Below are 21224 nucleotides of genomic sequence, written 5' to 3' on the forward strand. Positions count from 1 at the left end.
AAAATTAAAACCCTGACGGGGTCAACCTGACATTGTTCGATTTTCGGACAGGTGAGCCTGGGAATACACAGTTTCAGGACGGCAGCCGCGTGAGCACCGCGGCATAGAATCCGTCCATGCCGCCGAGCATTGCCGGCGTCGTGCGGACGTCACCATTGGCGTCGATCGCGGCCTCAAGGCCGGGCCAATTTTCTGGGGAAACCGGAACGCGCGCTGCCGAGGCCTTGTCCTTGAGGAAGGCCTCGATGAGCTCTTCGCCTTCCAGCGGATCGAGCGAACAGTTCGAGAAAACCAGCGTTCCACCCGGCTTGAGCAGGCCGAAAGCGTGACGCAGCAACCGTTCCTGCACGCTCGCGAGCTTCTCCACGTCAGCGCCGTCCTTGGTCCAGAACACATCCGGATGCCGGCGAATCGTGCCGGTGGAGGAACAGGGTGCATCGAGCAGGATGGCATCGAAGCGGGGCTCTGCAGGGAGATCTTCGAGCTTCGATTGCAGGAACTCCGCCTCCATGCCAAGCCGGGCGAGATTTCCCTTGAGCCGCTTCATCCGGCTCCCCGATTGCTCGACGGCGGTTACATGGCCGCCGAGCAAAACCAGCTGCGCCGTCTTGCCACCGGGCGCGGCGCAGAGATCGGCAACGGCCTTGCCCTTGAGGTCACCGAAGAGGTTTGCCGGAATGGTGGCGGCAGCATCCTGCACCCACCACTCGCCTTCGGTGAAGCCTTCGAGTTCGGTGACGGAACCCTGGAATTCTGGCAGGCGCACCGAGCCAGTGGGCAATAGCAAGCCGCCCAGCTTTTCCGCCCAACCATTCGGGTCACTCTTCACCGTGAGATCGACCGGCGCCGGCGTCAGGCAGGCGTCGCCGATCGCTTGAGCGGCCGCTGCACCATAGACCTCCTCCAGCCGATTCTGGAACCAGGCCGGGAAGACTGGCACAGTGGCGCTAACCTCGGCCAGAACTGTATCCTTCTCCCGACCCAGGCGGCGCAGCAGCGCATTGACGAGATTGGCGAAGCGGGCGGAACGCGGATCGCGCCGCGCCTGTTCGACGGCGAGATCGACCGCTGAATGGTCCGGCACGTCGAGAAAGAGGATCTGCGCCGCGGCGACGGCCAGGATATGGCGCAAGTTGCGCGCGCCATCGGGCAGCGGCTTATCCAGGAAGCGGTCGAAGATCGCGTCGATCCGGGTGAGTTGGCGCAGGCAGGAATTGAGGATCGCCCGGACGAGTGCACGGTCGGCAATGCTCAGCGCGCTATAGGCCGGATTGCCATGCTCCTCGTCCATCATGCCATCGAGCGAGGTCTTCTGCTCGACCACGGCGGCGAGCAGCTTCACCGCAGCCATGCGTGCCTGGAGGCCGGGCTTGGCAGGATGCTGCATACGATTTGGGCCGGCGCCTTGCGGCTTCCGGCCCTGTACTTTCTCGGTCAAGAATAGGGTCCTTCGGGCGGTTTGCGGTCGCCGCGGCCCCAGGTAACATTGGGAACGGACCGCGGCTTCGGCTCCGCTTTAGCAGGCTCGACCGGTTCGGTCGAGGGTCCCCACGGACCGCGGCGCGTGCCGGCGGGCGCCTCTGCGCGCGGTTCGGCGGTTCGCTGCGTCTGGTTGGGCGCAGGACGGGGTGTCTGGCGCATCGCCTGAGCAAACCTCTCGAGCTCCGCCACGCGATTGTCGGTGTTCGGGTGCGTCGAGAAAAGATTGTCCATCCGCTCGCCGGAGAGAGGATTGATGATGAACATATGCGCGGTGGCCGGATTGGCTTCGGCGTGGTTGTTCGGGATCTGATGCGCCGCCGCTTCGATCTTCTTCAGCGCCGAGGCGAGCGACAGAGGATTGCCGCAGATCTCGGCGCCACGTCGGTCGGCGGCATATTCGCGGGTGCGGCTGATCGCCATCTGCACCAGCATTGCCGCGAAGGGCGCGACGATCATCGCAACCAGCGCCCCGACGAAGCCGAAGGGCCGTTCATTGTCGCGCGACCCGCCGAAGAAAAAGGCGAAATTGCCGAGCATCGAGATCGCACCGGCGATCGTTGCCGTGATCGTCATGATCAGTGTGTCGCGGTTTTCGATATGAGCGAGCTCGTGCGCCATGACCCCGGCGATTTCCTCGTGGTTGAGGCGGCGCAACAGACCGGTCGAGGCCGCGACAGCGGCATTTTCAGGATTTCGACCGGTCGCAAACGCATTCGGCTGGTCCTCGTTGATCAGATAGACGCGCGGCATCGGCAAGCCGGCCTTCTGGCTGAGATCCCTGATCATCTCGAAGAATTCGGGCGCGTTGCGCTCATCGATTTCCTGCGCGTCATAGGCCGACAGCACCATGCGGTCGGAACGCCACCAGGAAAAGATGTTCATGCCGGCAGCGGCGACCAGCGCGATCAGCATGCCGGCCTGTCCGCCGATCAGATAGCCGACACCCATGAAGAGCGCGGTCATGAAAGCGAGCAGCATCGCCGTGCGAGCGAAATTCATCCTTTTCTCCCTTGGCAAGTCTTTGCCGGAAACATACTTGCTTCTTAGAATGGTGATATGCCGCTTTGAGTTCAATATTCCTATGTCCGACGCCGATCAAACCAACGAGGGCAAAGCGTCTGCCCCGCGGCCAAAGGCGCTGACGCCGGCCGCGAAGCGCGCGCTGGAAGAGGCCGAGGCCCGCCGCAAGGCGACAAAGCCGGAGGCCACGCCGGCCGAGGTCGGGGGCCGTGGCGGCGCAGACCCTGCGCGTTATGGCGACTGGGAGATAAATGGCCGGGCTATAGACTTTTAGCCGAAAAATGCATTCCCGATTGCAGGGCCGGGGAGCCACCCAACTCTGCAACTGGCTGCAAGGCGACGAGACTGGCGCCCGGCAGGAATGCCGACAAAAAAAGTCCCGGCATGGCCGGGACTCACGCCTTCACAAGAATGGCTTAACCCTTCTTGTTCTGCCTGTTGGCAATCAGGTCATCCACCACAGCCGGATCGGCGAGCGTCGACGTATCGCCGAGCGCGCCGAAATCGTCCTCGGCGATCTTGCGCAGGATGCGGCGCATGATCTTCCCCGAGCGTGTTTTCGGCAGGCCTGGGGCGAACTGGATCTTGTCGGGCGAGGCGATCGGACCGATTTCGGTGCGGACATGGCCGACCAGCGCCTTGCGCAGCTCGTCCGAGCCCTGCACGCCCGCCATCAGCGTGACATAGCAGTAGATACCCTGACCCTTGATATCGTGCGGATAGCCGACGACGGCGGCCTCCGACACATCAGCGTGGGAGACGAGCGCCGATTCGACCTCCGCCGTGCCGAGCCGATGGCCGGAAACATTGAGCACGTCGTCGACGCGACCGGTGATCCAGTAATAGCCATCGGCATCGCGGCGGCAGCCGTCACCGGTGAAATACTTTCCCTTGTAGGTGGCAAAATAGGTCTGGATGAAGCGCTCGTGGTCGCCATAGACCGTGCGCATCTGCCCCGGCCAGCTGTCGGTGATGCAGAGATTGCCGTCGGTCGCGCCATCGAGCACCTTGCCCTCACCGTCGACGAGCTCAGGCTTGACACCGAAGAAGGGCCGGGTCGCCGAGCCGGCCTTGAGGTCGGTTGCACCCGGCAGTGGCGTGATCATGATGCCGCCGGTCTCGGTCTGCCACCAGGTATCGACGATCGGGCAGCGCGCGTCGCCGACGACGTTGTAATACCATTCCCAGGCCTCGGGATTGATCGGCTCGCCGACCGAGCCGAGCAGGCGGAGCGAGGAGCGTGAGGAGCGCTTCACGAAATCGTCGCCGGCGCCCATCAATGCGCGGATCGCGGTCGGGGCGGTGTAGAAGATATTGACCTTGTGCTTGTCGATCACGTCCCAGAACCGGCCCTGGTCGGGATAGTTCGGCACGCCTTCGAACATCAGAGTGGTCGCGCAGTTCGAAAGCGGGCCGTAGACGATATAGCTATGGCCGGTGACCCAGCCGACATCGGCTGTGCACCAGTAGATATCGCCGTCATGGTAATCGAAGACATATTCATGCGTCATCGAGGCATAGACGAGATAGCCGCCGGTCGTGTGCAGCACGCCCTTCGGCTTGCCGGTCGAACCCGACGTGTAGAGGATGAAGAGCGGGTCCTCGGCATTCATCGGCTCGGGCGGGCAGTCCGCGCTCACCTTGGCGCATTCCTCGTGGTACCAGAGGTCACGGCCCGGCGCCCAGCCGGTCTTGTTGCCGGTGCGGCGCACGACGAGCACGTCCTTGACCATGACATAGCCGCGTGCTGCGATATCGATCGCCTTATCGACATTGTCCTTGAGCGGCACCGACTTGCCGCCGCGCAGACCTTCATCGCAGGTGATTATGAAGGTCGATTCGCAATCGATGATACGGCCGCCGAGCGCTTCGGGCGAAAAGCCGCCGAAGACCACCGAATGGATCGCGCCGATGCGGGCGCAGGCCAGCATCGCATAGGCCGCCTCCGGCACCATCGGCATGTAAATCGTGACGCGATCGCCCTTCTTGACCCCGCGATCCTTCAGCACATTGGCAAGGCGGCAGACCTGCTCATGCACTTCGCGATAGGTGATCTTCCTGTCGAGCGACGGGTCGTCGCTCTCCCAGATGATCGCGACCTGGTCGCCATGATCCTTCAGATGGCGGTCAAGGCAATTATAGGAGACATTGGTCTCGCCGTCCTCGAACCACTTGATCGAGACGTCGCCCTCGAAGGACGTGTTCTTGACCTTGGTGAAGGGCTTCGACCAGTCAATGCGCTTGCCGTGCTCGGCCCAGAAGGCATCGGGATTGTCGACGCTTTCCTTGTACCACTTGAGATACGTCTCATTGTCGACGAGCGCCCGCGCCTTGGCGGACTCCAGCACCGGGTGAACCTTGATCTCCATGCACTCCTCCCACGGAAACGCGATATTTTTGCGCGTCTTACGCCATTTCGTGGTATATGAATAGCAGCAAGCGTCACTTGAGCAATCCGACTTTGGTCACCATATCAAAGTCGTATGGCAGAGAATTGCATTCTCGCGACACATCGGTTATAAGGCCGCCGATTTCCCGGACATTGTGGAACCTACCCACGGCCTGCGGCACCGGCGCAGACGATCAAGAAGGATATTCTCTCATGGCACAGCAGCAGCTTCTCATGCCCAAGGCAACCGCCGTCTGGCTGGTCGACAACACGGCGCTGTCCTTCGACCAGATCGCTCAGTTCTGCAAGCTGCACCCGCTCGAAATCAAGGCGATCGCTGATGGAGAAGCTGCCACGGGCATCAAGGGTCTCGACCCGATTTCCACCGGCCAGCTGTCGCGTGACGAGATTGCCCGCGCTGAGGCCGATCCGATGCGCAAGCTCAAGCTCGCCGACCCCAAGGTCCGCGTGCCGGAATCCAAGCGCAAGGGCCCGCGCTACACCCCGGTGTCGAAGCGCCAGGATCGCCCGAACGCCATTCTCTGGCTGGTCCGCAACCATCCGGAACTTAAGGACGCGCAGATCTCGCGCCTCGTCGGCACCACCAAGTCGACGATCCAGCAGATCCGCGAGCGCACCCACTGGAATTCCACCAACCTCACCCCGATGGACCCGGTGACGCTCGGCCTCTGCTCGCAGATCGACCTCGACCTCGAAGTCGAGCGCGCCGCCAAGGGTCGTCCGTTCCAGACTGCCGAGGAAGCCGGCGCAACGCTGGAGCCGGCCCGCGAGACCGAGCGTTTCAGGGCCGAACCGGAGGAGAAGGAAATCGACGCCGACGCCGTCTTCGCCAAGCTCAAGTCGCTCACCGGCAACCGCCAGGACGACGAGGAAGAAGACCGCTACTGAGGTTGCACTTATCCGGATAGACAAAGAGGGCGGCTCCGGGGCCGCCCTTCTCATTTCTGCTCGATGCGAAACAGCTGCAGCAAAAAGCCGCCCAATGGGGCGGCTTTTTCTTGGGAGGAACGTGGTTACTCGGCGGGCTCTTCGACCGGAGAGGGGGTCTCAGCGGCGCCCTTGTCTTCGCGCGGCTGGCGCGGCTGTCTGCGCGGGCGGCCGGCATTGCTGCGGCGGCGCGGGGTGCGCTCTGCAGTATCACCTGCTGCCGCTGCTTCCTGTTCGATCTGAACCTCCGCCGGAGTCTGGTCGAACACCGGCTGCGGCGTATTCTCGTCGATGGTCGGAACGACAGGCTGCTGGACAACGACCGCAGGCTTCGGCGCTTCGCTTTCGACGTCGGGCTGCTGCTGGTTGTAGTTCTGCTGCTGGTTGTAGTTCTGGTTCTGATTGTAATTCTGATTTTGATTTTGATGATGATTTTGGTTCTGATTCTGAACTCCATCGCCATCATCCTCGTCACGCTCGGAGCCCTCGCTGCGATCGTCACGCTCATCGCGCTGGAAACGCTCCTGGAACATCGCCTGCGCGGCCGCGATGATGCGGTTATAGTGCTCGGCATGCTGGAGATAGTTCTCAGCCATGACCCGGTCGCCGGAGCTTGTCGCATCCCGCGCCAGTGCCATGTATTTTTCTGCGATATGCTGCGCGGTGCCACGAATCTTCACATCAGGACCCGAACTGTCGTAGGTCCGCGTGAGGGGATTCTGGCCCTTTCGCTGGTTGTTGTTATTATTATTGTTATTGTTGTTGTTATTGTTCGGGTTTCCGCCGCCATTGCGACCGCGGCCACGCTGCTTTTGTTGTCCAGGCCTCATCAATTCACTCACCTGAGATTTTCCGGCTTTTCGTGCTGCCGCCGGGGTACATGCCGGCAAGGCTCTGGCCACGCCAGAACCCGGCAGGGATGTCACCGGACGCTATCGATCCCGGAACCAAATCCAAAAATCCAGAGTCCCGCACCAGGCCCGATTAAAACCGGCAATTTTGCTTGAGATACCCCAAAGCCCGGCAAACCATCGTGGAAATTCATTCTAGGGATGCCGCCCGGTGCTTGGCTGGAACCTAGAACGCTTCGCCCTTGATTCCAAGTCCTTTCTTGCCTGTCGCATAAGAAAAAAGCTTCTTTTTGACCAAACTGTCAGCTTTTTGCCCGAAATGCTTGCGCTCGGTCGTTGCCGGCGAGGTCCTTGGCTGCTCCAGCCTGCTCAAATCCAGCCGCTTCGAAGATTTCTTTCACGGCTTTCTTCTGGTCGTAACCCGTTTCGACGGCAACGAATCCAGCTGATTTGAGAAACGCCCCGGCGCCTGCAGCGATCGCGCGGTAGGCATCCAGCCCATCCTTGCCGCCATCGAGCGCCAGCAAAGGATCATGGTCGCGAACTTCGCGGTCCAATGTCGGGATGATATCAGACCTGATATAGGGCGGGTTCGAGACGATGACATCGTAGCGGCCGGACACGCTCTCGAACCAATTGCTCAGCACTGGCGTGAAGCGCTCCGAAAGCCCGTTGGCCTCCGCATTCTCCGCCGCCGTGTCAAGCGCGCCCTGGGCGAGGTCGGTGCCGGTGCCGCGTGCCAGCGGTAGGTTCGCCAGTAGCGCCAGGCAGATCGCACCGGTGCCGATGCCGAGATCGAGGATATCGAGCGGCGCGTCTTTTCGGTCTTTCATGAAATCGAGCGCCAGGTCGACCAGCACCTCGGTATCCGGCCGGGGATCGAGCGTGTCCTTGGAAATCTTGAGTTCCAGGCCATAAAAGCCGCGCTTGCCGAGAATGCGATAGACGGACTCGCCGTGAACGCGCCGGCCCGAAGCGGCGTTGATCTCGATCTCCTGGGCGAGCGGGATATGATCCTCGGCCCTGGTGATGAAATCGGTCCGTGAGAGGCCCATGATGCCGGCCACCAGGATGCGTGCTTCAGCCATCGGATCTTCAACGCCGGCGACCATGAAATGATTGCGGAGATGCGCCATCATGTGGTCGAGTGTTGTCATCCTGCCTCGCCCAGCCGCGCGAGTTCGGCGGCCTGATGGTCTGCGATCAGGGCGTCGACGACTTCGGCCATGTCGCCGGCGACAATCCGGTCGAGCGAGTAGAGCGTCAGGTTGATGCGATGGTCGGTAAGGCGGCCCTGCGGAAAGTTATAGGTCCGGATACGCTCCGACCGGTCGCCGGAGCCGACCTGCGACCTGCGGTCGGCAGAGCGCGCACTGTCGGCCTTCTGCCGTTCCATATCGTAGAGCCGCGAGCGGAGCACCTGCATGGCCTTGGCGCGGTTCTGGTGCTGGGACTTCTCCGAACTCGTCACGACAAGCCCCGTCGGCAGATGGGTGATGCGTACCGCCGAGTCGGTCGTGTTGACGTGCTGGCCGCCGGCGCCTGAAGACCGCATCGTATCGATGCGGATATCTTCGGCGCGAACTTCGATATCGATGTCCTCGGCTTCGGGCAGCACCGCCACGGTCGCCGCCGAGGTATGGATTCGGCCCTGCGACTCGGTCGCCGGCACGCGCTGGACGCGGTGCACGCCGGATTCAAACTTGAGCTTGGAGAACACGCCGCGACCGGAGATTTCAGCGATGATTTCCTTATAACCGCCGGCCTCGCCTTCGCTCTCCGAGACGATCTCAACCTTCCAGCCATTGCTGGCAGCGTAGCGCTCATACATGCGGAACAGATCGCCGGCGAAGAGTGCCGCCTCGTTGCCGCCGGTGCCGGCGCGGATTTCGAGGATCGCGCTCCTTTCGTCGGCCGCATCCTTGGGCAGAAGCGCAATCAGCAGGTCCCGTTCCAGTCCCTCGATCTTCTCTTCGACCTCCGGCAGTTCCAGGCTCGCAAGCTCGCGCATCTCGCGGTCGGTGCCGGAATCGTTGAGCAGCCCCCGGAGGCCGGCAAGCTCTTCCTTCGCCTTGAGATAGCTGGAGATCTTGGCAACGACCGGTTGCAACTCGGCATACTCGCCCGCCAGCTTGACATAGACATCCGCCGCCGGGCCTTCCGACATGCGTGCCTCGACCTCCGCCAGACGGCGTTCGAGCTCCTGCATCTTTTCAAGGGGCAGTTGGGCCAAGATGATCTCTGTTCAGCTAAAGGGGGATATTGTGGGTTTCGGCGAAACGCTTGAGCACTTCGCGCATCGGCATTCCCAGACCGGGCCGGTCGAGCGCCTCGTTCATGACCGTCGAGAGCGCATCGACATCGAGGCCGAGCAGCATCGCCTTGATCGGGCCGATCGACGCCGGAGACATCGATACCGAGCGGAAGCCGAGGCCGAGCAATGCCATTGCGGAAAGCGGCCGCCCGGCCATCTCGCCGCACAGCGTCACCGGCGTATTATTGCGCTCGCCGGCACGGACGATGTCGCGCAGCAGCCGGAGGAATGGCCGCCCGAGAATGTCGAACCGCTCGGCGACCTGGGCATTGCCCCGGTCGACCGCCATGGTGAACTGGAAGAGGTCATTCGACCCGACAGAGACGAAATCGGCTTCGGCCATCAGCTCGTCGAGCTGCCACATCAGCGCCGGCACTTCCAGCATGGCGCCATATTGCAGCTTCTTGGGCAGCGCATGGCCGAACTTGGAGAGATGCTGCACTTCCTTCTGCAGCAGCGCGCGCGCCTGGCGGAGCTCATCGACCTCGGTCACCATCGGGATCATGACCTTGAGCTCGACGCCGGCCGCCGCCTTGAGAAGCGCGCGGAGCTGGGTGCGGAGCAAGCCCGGCCGGTCCAGCGCCAGCCGGATCGCCCGCCAGCCCAGTGCCGGATTCTCTTCCTTGGCCGCCTGAAAATAGGGCACGACCTTGTCGGAGCCGATATCGAGCGTACGGAAGGTGACCGGCCGCCCCCCCGTCTGCTTGATGACACTGCGGTAGAAGGCTTCCTGTTCCTCGCCCTTCGGCATGGTCGAGGCGATCATGAACTGCAACTCGGTGCGGAACAGGCCGATGCCCTCGGCGCCTGACTCAACCAGTTGCGGCATATCGACCAGCAGGCCGGCATTCATGTTGAGGCTGATGCGCTTGCCGTCGCGCGTCATCGGCTCGACGGAGCGCAACGCACGGAACTGTTCCTGGCGGCGGGCGCGGAAGCGGGCCTTTTCCTCATAGGCGCGCTGCACATCCTGCGCAGGACGCAGATGCACCTTGCCGTCTTCGCCATCGATGATGACGGCATCGCCCTTTTCCGTAAGCGCCGTCACGCCCTCGGCACTGCCGACGACGGGAATGCCCATGGCGCGGGCGACGATCACCACATGGCTGGTAACGGCGCCCTCTTCGAGGACGAGGCCGCGCAGATTGGCGCGCGGATAGTCGAGCAGTTCGGCGGCACCCATGGCGCGGGCGACGACGATGGCGTCGTTGGGGAAGGCATCCGCTGCCGCATGCGCGCCAAACCCGGCCAGCTGGCGCAGCAGGCGATTGGCGAGGTCGTCGAAATCGTGCATGCGCTCGCGGAGATAGGGATCCGTGAGACGCATCATGCGGGCGCGGGTTTCGCTCTGCACACGCTCGACGGCGGCTTCGGCCGTCAGACCGTTGCGGATCGCCTCTTCGAGCTTGCGCACCCAGCCGCGGTCATGCGCGAACATGCGGTAGGCCTCGAGCACCGCGCGGTGCTCGCCCTCCATCGACACTTCGCGGCGCGACAGCATGTCGTCGATATGGATGCGCAGCGAGCCGAGCGCCTCCGAAAGACGATTGAGTTCCAGGTCGACGTCATCGTTCAGCAGATTGGTGACCACGACGCGCGGGTCATGCAGCACGACATAGCCAAGCCCGATGCCGTCTGCATAGGATTCGCCGTTGATGGTGACCGGACGGGTGAGGTCGAGTTCCTGGCCGGGCTGGGTGAGTTTCTTGAGGTCGCCGCTCGCCACCATCTCGGCAAGCACCATGGAGACGGTTTCGAGCGCCTCGACCTCGTCGTCCGAATAGTGGCGCTGGGAGCGGTTCTGGACCACGAGAACGCCGAGCGAACGGCCGGCGCGCAGGATCGGCACGCCGAGGAAGGACTGGAACAGTTCTTCACCGGTTTCCGGCAGGTAGGCGAAGGCCGGATGGCTCTGCGCGTCTGAAAGATTGAGCGGCTGGGCCGACGCCGCGATGGTGCCGACAAGGCCTTCGCCCATCTTCAGCTGGGCGTGGTGGACGGATTCCTTGTTCAGGCCTTCGGTCGCATAGAGTTCGAGCACGCCGTCAGCGCGCAACACATAGACCGAGCACACTTCCGCAACCATGTTGCGGGCGATCTGCGTGACGATCTTGTCGAGGCGATCCTGCGGTTCAAGCGGCTCGGCGGTGAGTTCCCTCAGCCGCCGAAGCAGGATGCGCGGGCCGGCAGCAAGGTCTCTGATCACCTGGGCGCTCTCCTACTCTCGGTTTCATCTCGAAGAGCCGGCACCCAGATCGAATCACATCCCCAGATAGCCGAGCCCTCCTCGCAATAACTACTTCTTATCCAGTCCGTAGGCCGAATGCAAAGTGCGAACCGCGAGTTCTCCATAGGCACCATCGATCAAGATTGAAATCTTGATTTCAGACGTCGTGATCGCCTTGATGTTGATGCCCTTGGAGGCGAGTGCCGCGAAGGCCTGGGCGGCAACGCCGGCATGGCTGCGCATGCCGATGCCGATGACCGACACCTTGACCAGGCCGGCTTCAGACTGAATCACGTCGAAACCGACCTTTTCCTTCTCCTTGCCGAGCACCGCGAGCGCCTTGTCGAGATCGCCGGTGGGCACGGTGAAGGTCATGTCGGTGCGCGAACCATCTTCCGAGATGTTCTGCACGATCATGTCGACATTGATATGAGACTCGGCGAGCGGGCCGAAGATTGCAGCAGACACGCCCGGCCGGTCGGCGACGCGGCGCAGCGATATCTGTGCTTCATCCTTGGCGAATGCGATGCCGGTTACGACTTCCTGTTCCAAGACTTCTTCCTCATCACAAATCAGCGTGCCGGGGGGATTGTCGAAATCACCCATGCCCGGCGCATCGGGATCCTCGAAAGACGATCGCACGAAAGTGCGAACCTTGAACACCATGGCGAGTTCGACGGAGCGGACCTGCAGCACCTTGGAGCCGAGGGACGCCATTTCCAGCATTTCCTCGAAGGCGACCTTCTTGAGGCGGCGCGCCTTGGGCTCGATCCGCGGGTCGGTGGTGTAGACACCGTCGACATCGGTATAGATGTCGCAGCGATCGGCCTTCAGCGCAGCAGCGAGGGCAACGGCAGATGTGTCAGAGCCGCCACGGCCGAGCGTCGCGATCCGGTTATCCGGGCCGAGGCCCTGGAAGCCGGCGACAACGGCCACCTGGCCCTCTGCCATCCGGCGGATGATCTCGGCGCCTTCGATATCCATGATGCGGGCCGCGCCATGGGCGCTGTCGGTCTTGATCGGGATCTGCCAGCCCTGCCAGGAGCGGGAATTGATGCCCATGGACTGTAGCGCAATGGCCAGCAGCCCCGACGTCACCTGTTCGCCCGAAGCGACGATCGCATCATATTCGCGTGCGTCATAGAAAGGCGTGTTGGCGCCGGTCGCCTTGGCCATGCCCTGCACCCAGCCGACCAGTTCGTTGGTCTTGCCCGACATGGCGGAGACCACGACGGCAACCTCGTGACCGGCCTCGACTTCGCGTTTGACGTGGCGGGCAACGTTATGAATCCGGTCGAGATCCGCGACGGAGGTTCCGCCGAACTTCATTACGATACGTGCCATGCCCTTTTCGCTTCCGGTCCCTGACGCGGCTCGCAATCGGCCGCGCATCCTGCGTCATATCCGCGAGCTCCCTCGTGGATTTCGGCGGTCTCTTATCGGATGCAGTCTTGAGATTCAATGGCTGAAGGCGCCCTATCGGTACGCCGCATCGCAGCGCTATGACAGCGCTGCCGAAATGCGCCGGCTGAGACAGCGAAGGATGTCCTCGGGGCAGGCGGGATCATTGGCGAAGAACCAGAGCTCGCCAAAGGGATTGTTGATCGCAAAGCGCCAGCCCATGCACTGGAAAGACATCCACCATTCGAAGCCGCCCCGCGAAAGCTGGCAGACCCGGACACCCGGGATGGCCTCGAGTTTCGCGCGGATATCCTCGGCGCGGGCATTTTCACGCAGGGCCAGGAAGTGGCGGGTCCCATCCCTCATGATGATGTTCATCAGCGGTGCCGTGGCTGGCATGACAGACCTCAGTTGATGATGACGCCGGATCCATCGGCGTAGTTGATCGCAGCGACACAGGCGAAAGCCTCGACATCGGGCGCATTGGCGAGGATGGGTACCGGCAGCGTCCGCCGTTCGAAGCTCTGCAGGAAATGGCTCTTGAGCTGAAGCTGATAGGGAAATCTCAGAGGCAGCGTCAGAACGTGGTCCTTGCCGGCGAAGAACTCGATCGAGCCGCTGACATTCTTGATCACCTTGGGATCCATCGAGTCGAGATAGACCTCGACCTCGTATTTGCCGAACTTGGTCTTTTCGACATTCCAGCGCTGGACCTTGAGAACCGAGGCGCTCTTCAGTCCGCAATGCTCATCTGCTTGCACCTGATTGGCCGCGACCAGTCCGATCACGCCGACCATGACTCCAATGACGTACATCCGCATCTGTATGCCCCATATGCTGGTGGAAACGCAGCACAGCCCGAAAAAGGAACGGGGGAAGAGGCGGGATTATTCGTTTCGTTGCAGTTGTCGGCCAGCGTAGAGAATACGGGCGACGATAACCTCATCGCCACTTACTTTGAACGCGATACTTATCCGGCGTTCGAAACCAACAATCCTCAAACCGGCTCCAGTTCGTCGCGGACTGTTCCGTGCTCGGGGAAGAGGCTGAAACCCTCGATGAACCGGCGAATGCGGGAACCAACGCGAGCTTCAAACCCCCTCGCCCATCGCCGCCCTGATCAATGCCTTGGCATCGTCGCTCTCCCAGGCCGCGGGGCCGCTCAGCGCACCCAGCATGCAGCCCTTGCCGTCAACCAGCACACTGACCGGCAGGCCGATCGTCAAGCCGGCTTTCTTGAGCTGATTGAAGCTCGACAGCGTCGCGTCGTGATGCAACGGCAGCGCGTCGATCTTTTCTTCGGCCAGGAAGTCCTTCGGCTTCGATGCGTCGCCGGTGTCCAGGTTGATCGCGGTGACCTGGAATTTGTCGCCGCCGAGCGCCTTCTGCAGCGCGTTGAGCGCCGGCATTTCCTCGCGGCAGGGTACGCACCAGGTGGCCCAGAGATTGATCAGTTGCACCTTGCCGGCATAGGCGGCGAGCGTGATGTCCTTGCCGTCAGGTCCTTTGAAGGGCGGAAGCGTCAGATTGCGGCCGTTCTTCTCGGTGATGAAGGCAGCGACCTGGCCCTTGGCGAGTGGATCGAGACGGGCGATAACGTCCTTTGCGGCCGCGCATTCCGCCGCGGCGATGTTCAAGCCATTGCCATCGGCCGCCCCTCTCATGTAAACGGCGACAGCACCGGCAAGCAGGCCCGCAAAGGCCGCGATCGCCACCATTTTCAGGGAAGGGAGATAGCCCCGACTTCTTTCCTCAGTCATGCACTCGTTCTTCTCAGGTTAGCGCCATGTCATCAGGCAATTCCAACACGACCTCCAACCAGATGTGGGGCGGCCGCTTCGCCGCCGGTCCCTCGGCCATCATGGAGGAGATCAATGCCTCGATCGGCTTCGACAAGAAGCTTTATGCGCAGGACATAGCAGGTTCAATCGCCCATGCCACGATGCTGGCCGCGCAAGGCATCATCTCGGCTGACGATCGCGACAAGATTGTTGCCGGCTTGAAGCAAATCCAGGGCGAGATTGAAAGCGGCGCCTTCGAGTTCTCACGCAAACTTGAAGACATCCACATGAATGTCGAAAGCCGGCTGGCCGCCATCATCGGCCCGGCCGCCGGACGGCTCCACACCGCCCGCTCGCGCAACGACCAGGTCGCCCTCGATTTCCGGCTCTGGGTCAAGGCCGAGCTGGAACGCACCGAGAAGGCTCTGACCGGGCTGATTGCAGCCTTTCTCGACAAGGCGGACAAGCATGCAGCCACCGTCATGCCCGGCTTCACCCATCTCCAGACCGCGCAGCCGGTGACTTTCGGCCACCATTGCATGGCCTATGTCGAAATGTTCGGCCGCGACCGCCAGCGCGTGCGCCATGCCATCGAACATCTCGACGAAAGCCCGATCGGCGCCGCTGCACTCGCCGGCACGCCCTATCCGATTGACCGCCACATGACCGCCAAGGCGCTCGGCTTCCGCGAACCGACCCGCAATTCGATCGACACCGTCTCGGACCGCGATTTCGCGCTCGAACTCCTGTCGATCGCAGCGATCTGCGCCGTCCATCTCTCGCGTTTCGCCGAGGAAATCGTCATCTGGTGCACGCCGCAATTCGGTTTCATCCGGCTCTCCGACGCCTTTTCCACCGGCTCCTCGATCATGCCACAGAAGAAGAATCCTGACGCGGCCGAGCTGGTGCGTGCCAAGACCGGCCGCATCAACGGCTCGCTGGTGGCGCTGCTGACCGTGATGAAGGGCCTGCCACTCGCCTATTCCAAGGACATGCAGGAAGACAAGGAACAGGTCTTCGACGCAGCCGAAAACCTCGAACTCGCCATCGCCGCGATGACCGGCATGGTGACCGACATGACCGTGAACGAAGCGAAGATGAAGGCCGCCGCCGGCGCCGGCTATTCCACCGCCACCGACCTCGCCGACTGGCTGGTCCGCGAACTCGGTCTGCCCTTCCGCGAAGCCCACCACGTCACCGGCCGCGTCGTGGCGCTCGCGGAAAGCACGGCATGCGATCTATGGGATCTTCCGCTCGATGCATTGCAGGCTATCCATCCTGGAATCACCGACAAGGTGTTCGAGGTCGTAACGGTCGAGGCCTCCGTCGCCTCACGCAAGAGCTATGGCGGCACGGCGCCTGATCGGGTGCGAGAACAGATCGCATGGTGGCGGGCGCGGAACTGAGATCGAATCTCCGACTTCGACCTACCGGGGAGAAGCGGGGGACCTATCTGAGGCGATGAGGAGCCCTCTGCACGAGCTTAGTGCTTCGGCGGGAGCTTGCGTTTCAGGACGTCCTGGACCCGGCCGCCAGCAGCGTCACGAACTGGTCGAGCTCGCTTTCGAGCCGGCCGCGTGGCAGGCCGACGAAGCGAGCCTCCAGGCTGATCGAGATAATGCCATGCACGGCGCTGAACAGCGTCAGCGCTCTGATATGCAGGTCTTCCTCGGCCAGGTCAGGGTTGAGCGCGGCGAGCGGCCGGGCGATGAACTGGATCAGGAACATGTGCTTGTCGAGATGCCAGCTCGGGGCTTCGACCCCGTCGGGCAGCCGATGCTCGAAGAGCGCCGTCCAGAGATTGCGTTGGCCGAGCGCGAAGCGCAGGTAGCCATGGGCCAGGATGCGTAGCTGTTTCGCCGGATCGGCTTCGCCGGCGAGTTCGGTCACGAGATCCTGCTCCAGCGTGCCCAGCGTCTCGGAATTGACGTGCAGAATCAGTTCGTCGAGGTCACGAAAGGCGGTGTAGAGGCCGCCGAGCGCGCAGCCGGCATCCTGGGTGACGTCGCGCGCACGGAGGTTTGCGAGGCCGCTTTCTGCAATGCGATTGCGCGCGGCGGCGATCAGCCGCGCCTTGAGATCCTCCCGCTTCAGTTCGCGTTTACCGGCCATTAACCATTTGCCTTCCGATTCGTGAACGCCGTTCAGAATAATTCTTGAACATTGTTCGTCTTTGTGTCAGAACTTAATTGTGAACACTGTTCATAGACGGAGGATCCGGAATGTTCAAACATATTCTCACTCTGCTGCGCGGCCGTGCTTTCGAGGCCGAGCAGGAATTCCTCGACAGAAACGCAATCCCGCTGCTCGGCCAGCAGATTCGCGACGCGGCCCAAGCAATCCAGTCCGCCCGCCGGGCGGTCGCGATCGCCATCGCCCAGAACGAACAGGAGGTCGAGCAGCACAAGATAACACTCTCCCGTATCGCCGATCTCGAGACCCGCGCGATCGCGGCGCTTACCAAAGGCAATGAAAAGCTGGCCCGCGAGGCGGCCGAGGCGATCGGCTGGCTGGAGGCAGAATGCGCGGCGTCGGAAAAGGCGCAAGCACGTTTCCAGACATCGATTGAGCGGATGCGGTCGGTGGTCCGCGCCTCTGAAGCGCGGCTCAGGGACCTGCATCGCGGCGAGCGCATCGCTCGCGCCAACGAGCAGACCCAAAAGCTCGATCGTTCGGCCTCGACATCAGGCCTCGCGACGCTTTCCGAAGCCGAGGAGACGCTGCTCCGGCTCCGCACCCGCCAACAGGAGATCGACACGACCGCCGAGGCGCTGCGCGAGATGGATGCGGGGACCGACCCCTCGGCCATTATCGAGAAACTTGCCAAGGCGGGATGCGGCGCACCGCTGACGCCGGACGCCGACGCCATTCTGGCCCGCCTTCGCGGGCGAATGAACGATGCAGCCTGACCGTCACAACACTGGACAAGGGATACAACAATGACCGAGAGTTTTCAGAAGCATTCTTCCACGTGGGTCAGCTTCTCCTATTTGAGCTTCGGTACCGCGGCCTTCATGCTGGCGCTCGGCATCTACATGATGCCGCTCGACCTGTGGGGGAAGGGCTATCTCGCCATGGGCATCCTGATGCTCGTGCAGACCACAGTGAATGTCACCAAGACCATCCGCGACAATGCCGAGTCCGAGAAGCTGATCCGCAAGGTCGAAGACGCCAAGACCGAAAAGCTGCTGCTCAATATCAATCGTAACGACGCGAGTTAATTCGCATTAACCTCGCCGCAGGGTTGTTTTTCAAAATCAACCTTTGACTAACCACTCTGCGGCTTGTCTACGCCCGACCGCGAAAAGGGAAAATCCCGATGCAACGCAATTTGATGACCTCGCGCCAGTTCGCACCTTTGTTCTGGACGCAGTTCCTCTCGGCTTTCAACGACAATTTCCTCAAGAACACGCTTGTGTTCCTGATCATGTACCAGATGGCGGCCGAGGGTGGCGCGCTGGTTGCGGTTGCGGGCGGCATCTTCATCCTGCCCTTCCTGGTTCTGTCGGCAATCGGCGGTGAGCTCGCCGACAAACACGACAAGGCCGTCATCGCCGAGCGGCTGAAGCGCGCCGAGATCGGCGTCGCCGCGCTTGCGGTTGCCGGCATCGCCTTTTCTTCGATCTGGGTGCTGATGGTGGCACTCTTCGGCTTCGGCGTCATCTCGGCGCTGTTCGGGCCGATCAAATACGGCATCCTGCCCGATCATCTCGAACGCCGCGAACTGCCCGCGGCGAATGCCTGGATAGAGGGCGGTACCTTCATCGCCATCCTGACCGGCACGATTGCCGCTGCGGTTTCCTTCAGCGGTGAGGGTAGCCTCTGGGTCTTCGGCCCGTTGATGATGGGCCTCGCGGTGCTTTGCTGGTTTGCGGCCAGCATGATCCCGAAGACGGGCGCCAAGGCGCCGGACCTCGTGATCGACAAAAACGTCTTCCGTTCGAGCGTGACACTGGTCAACGAGCTCCGCGCCGATCAGCGCATCTGGCGCGCGGCGCTGATGAATTGCTGGTTCTGGTTCGTCGGCGCCTTCGTCATGACCATGCTGCCGATCATGGTGAAGGATATTCTCGGTGGGTCCGAGATCGTCGTGCCGGCCTATCTCGCGGTCTTCGCCATTTCGATCGCCGTGGGTTCGGCCATTGCCGGGTGGATGTCGGCGGGCCGCGTGGTGCTGCTGCCGGCGCCTGTCGGTACGGCAATCGTCGCGTTCTTTGGTCTCGATCTTGCCTGGAATCTGTGGGGCCTCGCGTCCGTCACTCATGCCGAGACGATCACCGGCTTCTTCGCCGGCGAAAATACCATCCGGGTGGCGGTGGATCTTGCCGGTATGGCGATCGGCGGCGCCTTCCTCGCCGTGCCGACCTTTGCCGCGATGCAGACCTGGGCGCATGAAGACCATCGAGCCCGTGTCATCGGTGCGGCCAATGTATTGTCAGCGCTGTTCATCGCCTCGGGCCTCGGCCTGGTCGCCGTACTGCAGGCACTCGGGCTGTCGGTGCCGGCGATCGTGCTCGGCCTCTCGGTGCTCAATCTCGGCATCGCCTGGCTGATGCTGAAGACGCTGCCGACCAATCCGTTCCGCGACCTCATCTCGATCATCTTCCGCGCCTTCATGCGGCTCGAGGTCGAGGGTCTGGAAAATATCAAGAAGGCCGGCAAGGCGCCGATCATCGCGCTCAACCATGTCAGCCTGCTCGACGGCGCCCTGGCGCTCGCCATCACCGAGGAAGAGCCGACCTTCGCCGTCGATTACAAGATCGCGCAGGCCTGGTGGGTCAAGCCGTTCCTGAAATTCGCCAAGTTCCTGCCGCTCGACCCGACCAAGCCGATGGCGACGCGCACGCTGATCAAGATCGTCCAGGACGGCAATCCGATCGGCATCTTCCCGGAGGGTCGTCTGACCGTCACCGGTACGCTTATGAAGGTTTATGACGGCGCCGCCATGGTGGCCGACAAGACCGGTTCGATGGTCGTGCCGGTCCGCATCGACGGCCTGGAAAAGAGCTACTTCACCTATCTCAACGATGACAAGGTGCGCCGCCGCTGGTTCCCGAAGGTGAAGGTGACCATCTTGGAGCCGCGCAAGCTCGAGGTGCCGGCCGAACTCAAGGGCCGCGCGCGCCGCATCGCCGCTGGCGCGGCCCTCTACCAGATCATGTCCGACCTGATGTTCCAGACGTCGAACACCTCGTCGACCGTGCTGCAGCGGGTGGTCGAAACAGCCCGGGATCGCGGCATGGGCACACTCGCCGTCGAGGATCCGGTCACCGGCAAGCTGACCTATGGCAAGCTGCTGACCGGCGCTGCCGTGCTCGCGGCGAAGTTCAGGACGATGTTCCCGAACCAGGAGACGCTGGGCGTGATGTTGCCCAATGCAAACGGCGCCGCAGCCACCCTGTTCGGCGTGATGTCGGCGGGCAAGGTGCCGGCGATGCTGAACTTCACGGCCGGGGCGGCCAATCTCCTGTCGGCCTGCACTGCAGCCAAGGTCGAGTACGTCCTGACCTCGCGGGCCTTCGTCACCCAGGCCAAGCTGGGACCGGTGATCGAGGAAATGCAGAAACAGGTGAAGATCGTCTGGCTCGATGACCTCCGTGCGGAGGTGGGCTTCACGGACAAGCTCGTCGGCTATTTCCGCAAGGCGCGTCCGCTCGTCAAGCGCAATCCGGATGATCCGGCGGTGATCCTGTTCACATCGGGTTCGGAGGGCTCGCCCAAGGGCGTGGTGCTGACCCACCGCAACATCCTGTCGAATGCTGCGCAGGCGGCCGCGCGCATCGATTTCCATTCAGGCGACAAGGTGTTCAACATCCTGCCGGTGTTCCACTCCTTCGGTCTTACCGCAGGCACCATCCTGCCGCTGATTTCCGGCGTACCGATCTATTTCTATCCGTCGCCGCTGCACTATCGCATCGTGCCGGAACTGATCTATATCTCCAACGCCACCATCATCTTCGGTACCGACACCTTCCTGTCGGGCTATGCACGGACCGCGCATCCCTACGATTTCCGCTCGATCCGCTACATCTTCTCGGGCGCCGAGCCGGTCAAGGCCTCGACCCGCGAGACCTATATGGAGAAGTTCGGCCTGCGCATCCTGGAAGGCTATGGCGTGACCGAGACCGCGCCGGTCGTATCGATCAACACGCCGATGTACAACAAGTCGGGCACGGTCGGTAAGATCATGCCGGGCATGGAATGGAAGCTCGAACCGGTGCCCGGCATCGAGGAAGGCGGCCGGCTCTATCTCAAGGGCCCGAACGTCATGGCCGGTTATCTCAGGGCCGAAAATCCCGGCGTGCTCGAACCCCTGCCGGACGGCTGGCATGATACGGGAGACATCGTCACCATCGACGCCGACGGCTTCGTCCGCATCAAGGGCCGCGCCAAGCGCTTCGCCAAGATCGCCGGCGAAATGGTGTCGCTCGCCGCCGTGGAGGCACTGGCCGGCAGCCTCTGGCCGGGCCAGCTCTCGGCAGTCTCGGCTATCCCCGACCAGAAGAAGGGCGAGCGCCTGATCCTGCTGACCGACGCGCCGAATGCGACACGCGCCGAATTCCTCGCCTATGCCAAGTCGAAGAACGCGATGGACATCATGGTTCCGGCCGAGGTGCGCATCGGCAAGGTGCCGGTGCTGGGCTCGGGCAAAGTGGATTTCGTCGAGGCGCGGAAGCTGGCACTGGAGCCGGTGGTGGCGAGCCAGGTGGCGTGAGGGGTTGCCCCTCACCCTGACCCTCTCCCCGCAGGCGGGGAGAGGGGACGCTGGAGGCGTCGACGGTGCCACTGATCCCTTCTCCCCGCGTGCGGG

Annotated in this window: 18 protein-coding genes; 6 read left to right on the forward strand and 12 right to left on the reverse strand. The window is 62.4% G+C overall.

Annotation, left to right across the window (positions count from 1 at the left end):
• Positions 1 to 73: 73 nt before the first annotated feature.
• Positions 74 to 1387, reverse strand: a complete 1314-nt coding sequence (locus AC2YI2_RS15615) for an RsmB/NOP family class I SAM-dependent RNA methyltransferase (protein ID WP_487387582.1) — start codon at positions 1385 to 1387, stop codon at positions 74 to 76.
• A gap of 47 nt (positions 1388 to 1434) precedes the next feature.
• Positions 1435 to 2481, reverse strand: a complete 1047-nt coding sequence (gene htpX / locus AC2YI2_RS15620) for a zinc metalloprotease HtpX (protein WP_487387407.1) — start codon at positions 2479 to 2481, stop codon at positions 1435 to 1437.
• Between the two features lie 82 nt (positions 2482 to 2563).
• Between htpX and AC2YI2_RS15625 the strand changes: the two genes are divergently transcribed.
• Complete coding sequence (locus AC2YI2_RS15625; protein WP_487387583.1) at positions 2564 to 2776, forward strand: DUF1674 domain-containing protein; 213 nt, start codon at positions 2564 to 2566, stop codon at positions 2774 to 2776.
• 142 nt (positions 2777 to 2918) lie between these two features.
• Here AC2YI2_RS15625 and acs read toward each other — a convergent pair whose 3' ends face one another.
• Complete coding sequence (acs, locus tag AC2YI2_RS15630) at positions 2919 to 4871, reverse strand: acetate--CoA ligase (RefSeq protein WP_487387408.1); 1953 nt, start codon at positions 4869 to 4871, stop codon at positions 2919 to 2921.
• A 233-nt stretch (positions 4872 to 5104) separates the two neighbouring features.
• On the opposite strand from acs, the gene AC2YI2_RS15635 reads away from it, so the two are divergent.
• Positions 5105 to 5800, forward strand: a complete 696-nt coding sequence (locus tag AC2YI2_RS15635) for a DUF1013 domain-containing protein (protein WP_487387409.1) — start codon at positions 5105 to 5107, stop codon at positions 5798 to 5800.
• A 125-nt stretch (positions 5801 to 5925) separates the two neighbouring features.
• Here AC2YI2_RS15635 and AC2YI2_RS15640 read toward each other — a convergent pair whose 3' ends face one another.
• The 8 genes from AC2YI2_RS15640 to tlpA form a co-directional block, all read right to left on the reverse strand.
• Positions 5926 to 6669, reverse strand: a complete 744-nt coding sequence (locus AC2YI2_RS15640) for a DUF4167 domain-containing protein (protein WP_487387584.1) — start codon at positions 6667 to 6669, stop codon at positions 5926 to 5928.
• Between the two features lie 323 nt (positions 6670 to 6992).
• On the reverse strand, positions 6993 to 7847 hold the full coding sequence (prmC, locus tag AC2YI2_RS15645) for a peptide chain release factor N(5)-glutamine methyltransferase (protein WP_487387410.1): 855 nt from the start codon (positions 7845 to 7847) through the stop codon (positions 6993 to 6995).
• Positions 7844 to 8923, reverse strand: coding sequence for a peptide chain release factor 1 (gene prfA / locus AC2YI2_RS15650; protein WP_487387411.1), 1080 nt, complete (start codon positions 8921 to 8923; stop codon positions 7844 to 7846). The genes prmC and prfA overlap by 4 nt, the downstream gene beginning before the upstream one ends.
• Positions 8924 to 8939: 16 nt before the next feature.
• Positions 8940 to 11207, reverse strand: coding sequence for a phosphoenolpyruvate--protein phosphotransferase (gene ptsP, locus AC2YI2_RS15655; RefSeq protein ID WP_487387585.1), 2268 nt, complete (start codon positions 11205 to 11207; stop codon positions 8940 to 8942).
• A 93-nt stretch (positions 11208 to 11300) separates the two neighbouring features.
• Positions 11301 to 12575, reverse strand: a complete 1275-nt coding sequence (locus tag AC2YI2_RS15660; protein WP_487387412.1) for an aspartate kinase — start codon at positions 12573 to 12575, stop codon at positions 11301 to 11303.
• Between the two features lie 156 nt (positions 12576 to 12731).
• On the reverse strand, positions 12732 to 13031 hold the full coding sequence (locus AC2YI2_RS15665; RefSeq protein ID WP_487387413.1) for a hypothetical protein: 300 nt from the start codon (positions 13029 to 13031) through the stop codon (positions 12732 to 12734).
• 8 nt (positions 13032 to 13039) lie between these two features.
• A complete protein-coding gene (locus AC2YI2_RS15670) occupies positions 13040 to 13447 on the reverse strand; it encodes a hypothetical protein (protein ID WP_487387414.1) in 408 nt (135 codons plus the stop codon).
• 276 nt (positions 13448 to 13723) lie between these two features.
• Positions 13724 to 14392: a thiol:disulfide interchange protein TlpA gene (gene tlpA / locus AC2YI2_RS15675; protein ID WP_487387415.1), complete on the reverse strand. Its 669-nt coding sequence runs from the start codon at positions 14390 to 14392 to the stop codon at positions 13724 to 13726.
• Positions 14393 to 14418: 26 nt separating this feature from the next.
• Here tlpA and argH point away from each other — a divergent pair, with 26 nt between their 5' ends.
• Positions 14419 to 15819 carry an argininosuccinate lyase gene (gene argH, locus AC2YI2_RS15680; RefSeq protein ID WP_487387416.1) on the forward strand — a complete coding sequence of 467 codons (1401 nt, stop codon included), beginning with the start codon at positions 14419 to 14421 and terminating at the stop codon, positions 15817 to 15819.
• 103 nt (positions 15820 to 15922) lie between these two features.
• Here argH and AC2YI2_RS15685 read toward each other — a convergent pair whose 3' ends face one another.
• A complete protein-coding gene (locus AC2YI2_RS15685) occupies positions 15923 to 16525 on the reverse strand; it encodes a TetR/AcrR family transcriptional regulator (protein ID WP_487387417.1) in 603 nt (200 codons plus the stop codon).
• A gap of 110 nt (positions 16526 to 16635) precedes the next feature.
• On the opposite strand from AC2YI2_RS15685, the gene AC2YI2_RS15690 reads away from it, so the two are divergent.
• From AC2YI2_RS15690 to AC2YI2_RS15700, 3 genes are all read left to right on the forward strand, one after another.
• Positions 16636 to 17322, forward strand: coding sequence for a PspA/IM30 family protein (locus AC2YI2_RS15690; RefSeq protein WP_487387418.1), 687 nt, complete (start codon positions 16636 to 16638; stop codon positions 17320 to 17322).
• A 30-nt stretch (positions 17323 to 17352) separates the two neighbouring features.
• Positions 17353 to 17634 (forward strand): YiaA/YiaB family inner membrane protein, encoded by a 282-nt coding sequence (locus AC2YI2_RS15695; protein WP_487387419.1) that lies wholly within the window; start codon positions 17353 to 17355, stop codon positions 17632 to 17634.
• Positions 17635 to 17732: 98 nt separating this feature from the next.
• Positions 17733 to 21128 (forward strand): acyl-[ACP]--phospholipid O-acyltransferase, encoded by a 3396-nt coding sequence (locus AC2YI2_RS15700; RefSeq protein WP_487387420.1) that lies wholly within the window; start codon positions 17733 to 17735, stop codon positions 21126 to 21128.
• Positions 21129 to 21224: the final 96 nt, after the last annotated feature.

Source organism: Rhizobium sp. SRI_017 (assembly GCF_057586295.1).

Bases quoted from the DNA above. Each gene is read 5' to 3' on its own strand.
- AC2YI2_RS15615 (WP_487387582.1), bottom strand. From the start codon at position 1,387: ATGCAGCATCCTGCCAAGCCCGGCCTCCAGGCACGCATGGCTGCGGTG.
- htpX (WP_487387407.1), bottom strand. From the start codon at position 2,481: ATGAATTTCGCTCGCACGGCGATGCTGCTCGCTTTCATGACCGCGCTC.
- AC2YI2_RS15625 (WP_487387583.1), top strand. From the start codon at position 2,564: ATGTCCGACGCCGATCAAACCAACGAGGGCAAAGCGTCTGCCCCGCGG.
- acs (WP_487387408.1), bottom strand. From the start codon at position 4,871: ATGGAGATCAAGGTTCACCCGGTGCTGGAGTCCGCCAAGGCGCGGGCG.
- AC2YI2_RS15635 (WP_487387409.1), top strand. From the start codon at position 5,105: ATGGCACAGCAGCAGCTTCTCATGCCCAAGGCAACCGCCGTCTGGCTG.
- AC2YI2_RS15640 (WP_487387584.1), bottom strand. From the start codon at position 6,669: ATGAGGCCTGGACAACAAAAGCAGCGTGGCCGCGGTCGCAATGGCGGC.
- prmC (WP_487387410.1), bottom strand. From the start codon at position 7,847: ATGACAACACTCGACCACATGATGGCGCATCTCCGCAATCATTTCATG.
- AC2YI2_RS15660 (WP_487387412.1), bottom strand. From the start codon at position 12,575: ATGGCACGTATCGTAATGAAGTTCGGCGGAACCTCCGTCGCGGATCTC.
- AC2YI2_RS15665 (WP_487387413.1), bottom strand. From the start codon at position 13,031: ATGCCAGCCACGGCACCGCTGATGAACATCATCATGAGGGATGGGACC.
- AC2YI2_RS15670 (WP_487387414.1), bottom strand. From the start codon at position 13,447: ATGTACGTCATTGGAGTCATGGTCGGCGTGATCGGACTGGTCGCGGCC.
- tlpA (WP_487387415.1), bottom strand. From the start codon at position 14,392: ATGACTGAGGAAAGAAGTCGGGGCTATCTCCCTTCCCTGAAAATGGTG.
- argH (WP_487387416.1), top strand. From the start codon at position 14,419: ATGTCATCAGGCAATTCCAACACGACCTCCAACCAGATGTGGGGCGGC.
- AC2YI2_RS15685 (WP_487387417.1), bottom strand. From the start codon at position 16,525: ATGGCCGGTAAACGCGAACTGAAGCGGGAGGATCTCAAGGCGCGGCTG.
- AC2YI2_RS15690 (WP_487387418.1), top strand. From the start codon at position 16,636: ATGTTCAAACATATTCTCACTCTGCTGCGCGGCCGTGCTTTCGAGGCC.
- AC2YI2_RS15695 (WP_487387419.1), top strand. From the start codon at position 17,353: ATGACCGAGAGTTTTCAGAAGCATTCTTCCACGTGGGTCAGCTTCTCC.
- AC2YI2_RS15700 (WP_487387420.1), top strand. From the start codon at position 17,733: ATGCAACGCAATTTGATGACCTCGCGCCAGTTCGCACCTTTGTTCTGG.